Origin of the sequence: Sandarakinorhabdus sp., assembly GCF_032115815.1 — a bacterium.
GTDB lineage: Bacteria > Pseudomonadota > Alphaproteobacteria > Sphingomonadales > Sphingomonadaceae > Sandarakinorhabdus.
Window position 1 is genome coordinate 22,579 of the sequence record NZ_JAUMBI010000246.1, and the last position, 4,907, is coordinate 27,485.

General features: G+C 64.3%; 6 protein-coding genes. 3 read left to right on the forward strand and 3 right to left on the reverse strand.

Going from position 1 to position 4,907, the window contains the following annotated elements:
* Window positions 1-732 (forward strand): cyclopropane-fatty-acyl-phospholipid synthase family protein (locus RT662_RS14150; protein WP_313671340.1); only part of this gene is annotated, 732 nt, incomplete at its 5' end.
* On the opposite strand, the gene rlmN is transcribed toward RT662_RS14150, so the two are convergent.
* Window positions 729-2,078, reverse strand: a complete 1,350-nt coding sequence (gene rlmN, locus RT662_RS14155) for a 23S rRNA (adenine(2503)-C(2))-methyltransferase RlmN (RefSeq protein WP_313671341.1) — start codon at window positions 2,076-2,078, stop codon at window positions 729-731. The genes RT662_RS14150 and rlmN overlap by 4 nt on opposite strands.
* A gap of 92 nt (window positions 2,079-2,170) precedes the next feature.
* Here rlmN and RT662_RS14160 point away from each other — a divergent pair, with 92 nt between their 5' ends.
* Complete coding sequence (locus tag RT662_RS14160) at window positions 2,171-2,665, forward strand: hypothetical protein (RefSeq protein WP_313671342.1); 495 nt, start codon at window positions 2,171-2,173, stop codon at window positions 2,663-2,665.
* Between the two features lies 1 nt (window position 2,666).
* On the opposite strand, the gene RT662_RS14165 is transcribed toward RT662_RS14160, so the two are convergent.
* Together RT662_RS14165 and RT662_RS14170 are read right to left on the reverse strand one after the other, a co-directional pair.
* A complete protein-coding gene (locus RT662_RS14165) occupies window positions 2,667-3,500 on the reverse strand; it encodes a helix-turn-helix domain-containing protein (RefSeq protein ID WP_313671343.1) in 834 nt (277 codons plus the stop codon).
* Between the two features lie 165 nt (window positions 3,501-3,665).
* Window positions 3,666-4,439, reverse strand: a complete 774-nt coding sequence (locus RT662_RS14170) for a glucose 1-dehydrogenase (protein WP_313671344.1) — start codon at window positions 4,437-4,439, stop codon at window positions 3,666-3,668.
* Between the two features lie 136 nt (window positions 4,440-4,575).
* Between RT662_RS14170 and RT662_RS14175 the strand changes: the two genes are divergently transcribed.
* The coding region (locus tag RT662_RS14175) for a peptide deformylase (RefSeq protein WP_313671345.1) at window positions 4,576-4,907 on the forward strand (332 nt) is incomplete at its 3' end.

Here is a 4,907-nt window from a genome sequence, read left to right on the forward strand (position 1 = left end):
CATATCGCGGCCAAGCTTGATCTGAAACCGGGGCAACGCGTGCTCGATATCGGCTGCGGCTGGGGCGGGCTGGCACGCTACCTGCACAAGGTGTCGGGCGCGCAGGTGACCGGCATCACCCTTTCGGAAGAACAGTTGAAATATGCCCGCGCCGAAGCCGAACGGCAGGGGCTGACCGGCGTTGACTACCAGCTGATCGACTATCGCCAGATGAGCGGGCAGTTTGATCGGATCGTCTCAGTTGGCATGTTCGAACATGTCGGCCTGCCGCATTATCAGCAGTTCTTCGATACCGTAGAGCGCCTGCTGGCCACCGACGGCGTGGCGTTGCTCCACACCATCGCCCGTGCCGACGGGCCGGGGGCCACGGATCCGTGGACGGCGAAATACATCTTCCCCGGGGGCTATTCCCCGGCGCTGTCGCAGATCGTGCCGGCGGTGGAGCGGGCCTGGCTGTGGATCACCGACATCGAGGTGTTGCGCCTGCATTATGCCCACACGCTGAAGGCCTGGTATGACCGCTGCGCCGCACAGGAAGCCGCGATCACATCGCTGTATGATGGCCGCTTCTATCGGATGTGGATGTTCTATCTGGCGGCGGCGTGGTGCGCCTTTGCCAATGATGGCCACATGAACGTGCAGATACAGTTGACCAAACGGCGGGATGCGCTGCCACTTGCCCGTGATTACATGCGCGATGTGGAGAAGGGGTTGCCGGGTGGAGCGCCTTAATCGACCCAGCCCAGTTCCTTTTCCGCTGCGCGCTTGTCCAGTTCCGCCCGGCTGATTTTTTCCGACGCCGATTTCAGCTGGCCGCAGGCTGCCATGATGTCCCGTCCGCGCGGCGTGCGCACCGGGGCGCTGATGCCGGCCTTGAAGATGATGTCCGAAAAGGCGCGGATGCGTTCCTGCGACGAACATTCATAGATGCTGCCCGGCCACGGGTTGAACGGGATCAGGTTCACCTTGGCCGGCAGGCGATATTTGCGGATCAGCCGCACCAGTTCGTGCGCATCCTCGTCGCTGTCGTTCTTGCCGGCCAGCATCACATATTCAAAGGTGATGCGCCGGGCGTTGTTGACGCCGGGATAATCGGCGCAGGCCTGCAGCAATTGTTCGATGCCGTATTTCTTGTTGATCGGCACGATCTCGTCGCGGATTTCCTTGGTGACGGCGTGCAAGGACACGGCGAGGTTGACGCCGATTTCCTTGCCAGCCCGCGCCATCATCGGCACCACGCCGCTGGTGGACAGCGTGATGCGGCGCTTGGACAGGCCCAGGCCATCACCATCCATGACGATCTGCAACGCATCGCGCACATTGTCGAAATTGTAGAGCGGCTCGCCCATGCCCATCATCACGATGTTGGTGAGCATGCGGCCTTCGGACGTGTAATTGCTGCCCGCATTGTGCGCGCCGGGCACCCACGGCACGTCATCCTCGTCCAGATCGTCGGCGGCATCGCTGGTGGTGGGCCGGGTGATCGGCACAGGCGTCGCGCCCGGCCACTCGCCCAGCGCATCGCGCGCCAGCATGACCTGGCCGACGATTTCGGCGGCGGTGAGGTTGCGCACCAGCTTCATCGTGCCGGTGTGGCAGAAACGGCAGTTGAGCGTGCAGCCCACCTGCGAAGACACGCACAACGTGCCGCGCCAGGCATCGGGAATGAACACGCATTCGGCTTCCTCGCCATCGCCGAAGCGCAGCAGCCACTTGCGGGTGCCGTCATTCGACACCTGCGCCGTCACCACTTCCGGGCGGCCCACAACGAAATGTTCATCCAGCAGGGCGCGCGTGTCCTTGGCGATGTTGGCCATCGCCGAAATCTCTGTCACGCCGCGGTGATAGAGCCAGTGCCACACTTGGCTGGCGCGCATGTTGAGCTGCTTGGCCGGCAGGCCAATCTCGGCCAGCGCGGCGCGTAGCTGATCCTTTGACAGGCCGATCAGCGGGCGCTTGCCATCGGCACGCGCCATGGCCTTGCGCGGCAGCACCATCGGATCAGACAGGCCGGGGATCGGCATGACCTCGGCGGGAAGAGGCGTGTCGTCGTTGGTCGGGGAGGCATCGATGTTCATCGCGCGCCCTTATCGCAAATTGGCCGCAGCGTAAAACAGCTTGCGCCGCCCCGGTTGCGCAGCGACACCGGGGCTTCAGATCGGGGGGTGTGATGGCGTCGTTCTTGTCCAACCGCAATCTGGCCATTGCCACCGCGGCACTACTGGCCGTGGTGCTGGTGGCGGTGGCGCGCGGTGCCAGCCAGTTTCCGGGCCTGCCGCTGCTGGTGCAGATCCACCTGGCCAGCATGATCATCATCATGGGCGTAACCGTGCCGATGCTGTTGGGGCCAAAGGGCACGCCGCGCCATCGCCTGCTGGGTCGCATCTGGGCGGCGCTGATGCTGGGCAACGCGCTGCTCACCCTGTGTTTCAACGCGGGTTCCCGGCAGCTGGGCGGGGTGTTCGTGGGCGATTTTTCCCCCATCCATGCCATCAGCCTGTTTGTGGCCGTTTCGGTGCCGCAGGCGGTGCTGAAGGCGCGCCGGCATGACCGGGCAGGGCATGAAGGCAATATCCGCGGCCTGGTAATCGGCAGCCTGTTGATCGCCGGCCTGTTCACCCTGCCGTTCGGGCGCACGCTGGGCGAATGGCTGATGGGCCGGTGACTCAGCCCGGTTGATGCAGACCCTGCACGCGGGCGCCGGCGGTGCGCAGCCGTTCGGCGCCGGCGCGGCGCATCATCTGGCGCGGGCTGTTGAAATAGGCCAGCGGCGCCATGCCCATGTAAGCCCTGAATTCCCGGATGAAGTGCGACTGGTCATAATAACCGCCATCGAGCAGCGTCGAAAGCGGCTGGTCGAGCCGATCCCCGATCTGGGCCAGTGTGCGCAGGAAGCGCTGGCGGCGCAGCAACTGCTTGGGGGAAAAGCCGAAGGCGCGGCGGCACAGCCGCGCCAGGGTGCGCTCGGTCATCGCCAGCCCGTCGGCGAAATGCTGCACCGTATCGATGTTGCCGCTCACCAGCGCCTGCTGCACCCGTTCGATCAGCGGGTCGGGCGGCGGCGCGACGGCGGCCAGCTCGCCGAAAAACTGATCAAATAGCGCGCAGCAGCCTTCCCAATCACTGGCGCACAGATCGGCCCACAGGCGCTCGGCACCCAGCCCGTAGATTACGGCCAGATCGTGGATGCGATTGGCATGTTCATCCGCTGAGTGCTGTACGAGCGTCGCCCAGCCCATTGCCGTAAGTCCCACGCCCACTGTGCGGCCCGGCCCAGCCGAACGGACAATGGCAGTACGATCCGTGGGCCCAAACAGGGCTCCGTGCGTTCCCGTGGGATCGGTAGAGCCGGGCCGTTCCACCGACCATTCGCCGGTGATGGTGAAGCGGATATTGCCCCATTCGGGGTGGAGATGGTCTTCCAGCGCGACCGGCGTTGAAACACCATAATAAGTGGTGATCAGCAGTCGCAGCTGCAGCGCCGGAAGCGCAAAATGCACGTCTGGCAAGACATTGCGAGTCTGCATGTCATTGGCACTGAACACGGGCCCCCCGAGCCTTGATCACCTCCTTGCCTTAACCGTCCGCCCTGCAACTGCAAGACGCTAACCCTATTTTACCAATAGTTCATTTTGTACGAGGCCTGCGGGTTTCCGGCCGGCGCCTCACATCGCGCTGATGCCGCCATCCACATACAGGCCATGGCCAGTCACCATCTTGGCTTCGTCGCTGGCCAGATAGACGGCAGCCCAGGCGATATCATCCGGTTCTCCCACGGCGCCCAGCGGGATCTGCCGGCCCAGCTTTTCCAGCCCGGCTTCGCGGCCCATGGCGTCGGTGATGCCCTTCAGGATCGGCGTGTCGATGAACACCGGGTGGATGCTGTTGCAGGTGATGCGATATTTCTGCTTGGCACAGTGCAGCGCCACGCTCTTGGTCAGGTGGCGCACGGCGGCCTTGGCGCTGTTGTAGGCGGCGCTGTTGTGGGCGGCGATCACGCCGGCGATGCTCGAAAGATTGATGATGCTGCCGCGCACGCCGGTTTCGCGCACCGTGCGGGCCATGGTCGGCAGGCTCAGCTTGCAGCCGAGGAACACGCTGTCGAGATCGATGCTGTGCACGCGCTTCCAGGTGTCGAAATCGGTGGCTTCCACCGTTGAACCGCCGGCGATGCCGGCATTATTGACCAGCACATGGAAGCCGCCGAATTTTTCTTCGGCGAAGGCGATGGCGGCGGCCCAATCGTCCATGCTGGTGACATCGTGGCGGCAGGCGACGGCGGCATCGCCGATGCTGGCCGCCACCGCCTTCACGCCGGTCTCGTTGATATCGGTCAGCACCACGCGGGCGCCTTCTTCCACCATGCGGCGGGCCATCGCCTCGCCCAGGCCCTGCGCTGCGCCGGTGATCAGCGCCACCTTGCCTGCCAGTCGGTTCATGTCGTCTTCCTCTTTGTTTTCGTGGTCAGCGCCACCTTGCCTGCACCGCGCCCGGCTGAAAAGCTGTGACTCGTGGGTGTGCCCGCCGATTGCCGCAGCTCTTGACGCCCCGCCACCTGCACCATACGTGCCGCCCATGGCCATCCTCCCCATCATCGAAACGCCCGACGCGCGGCTGAAGCAGATCAGCAGGCCCGTGGAAACCGTCACCGACGCGCACCGCACGCTGATCGCCGACATGTTCGAGACCATGTATGACGCGCCCGGCATCGGCCTTGCCGCCATCCAGGTGGGCGTGGCCGAACGCATCCTGGTGATCGATCTGCAGCGCGAAGCCGATGACACGCCGGAAGATGCCGATCCCGACAAGATCGTGCGCGTGAAGGAACCGCGCGTGTTCATCAACCCGGAGATCACCTGGGAATCCGACGAACTGTCAGTCTATCAGGAAGGCTGCCTGTCGGTGCC

Coding starts and splice junctions, on each gene's coding strand:
- RT662_RS14160 (WP_313671342.1), top strand. CDS start 2,171: ATGGCGTCGTTCTTGTCCAACCGCAATCTGGCCATTGCCACCGCGGCA.
- rlmN (WP_313671341.1), bottom strand. CDS start 2,078: ATGAACATCGATGCCTCCCCGACCAACGACGACACGCCTCTTCCCGCC.
- RT662_RS14170 (WP_313671344.1), bottom strand. CDS start 4,439: ATGAACCGACTGGCAGGCAAGGTGGCGCTGATCACCGGCGCAGCGCAG.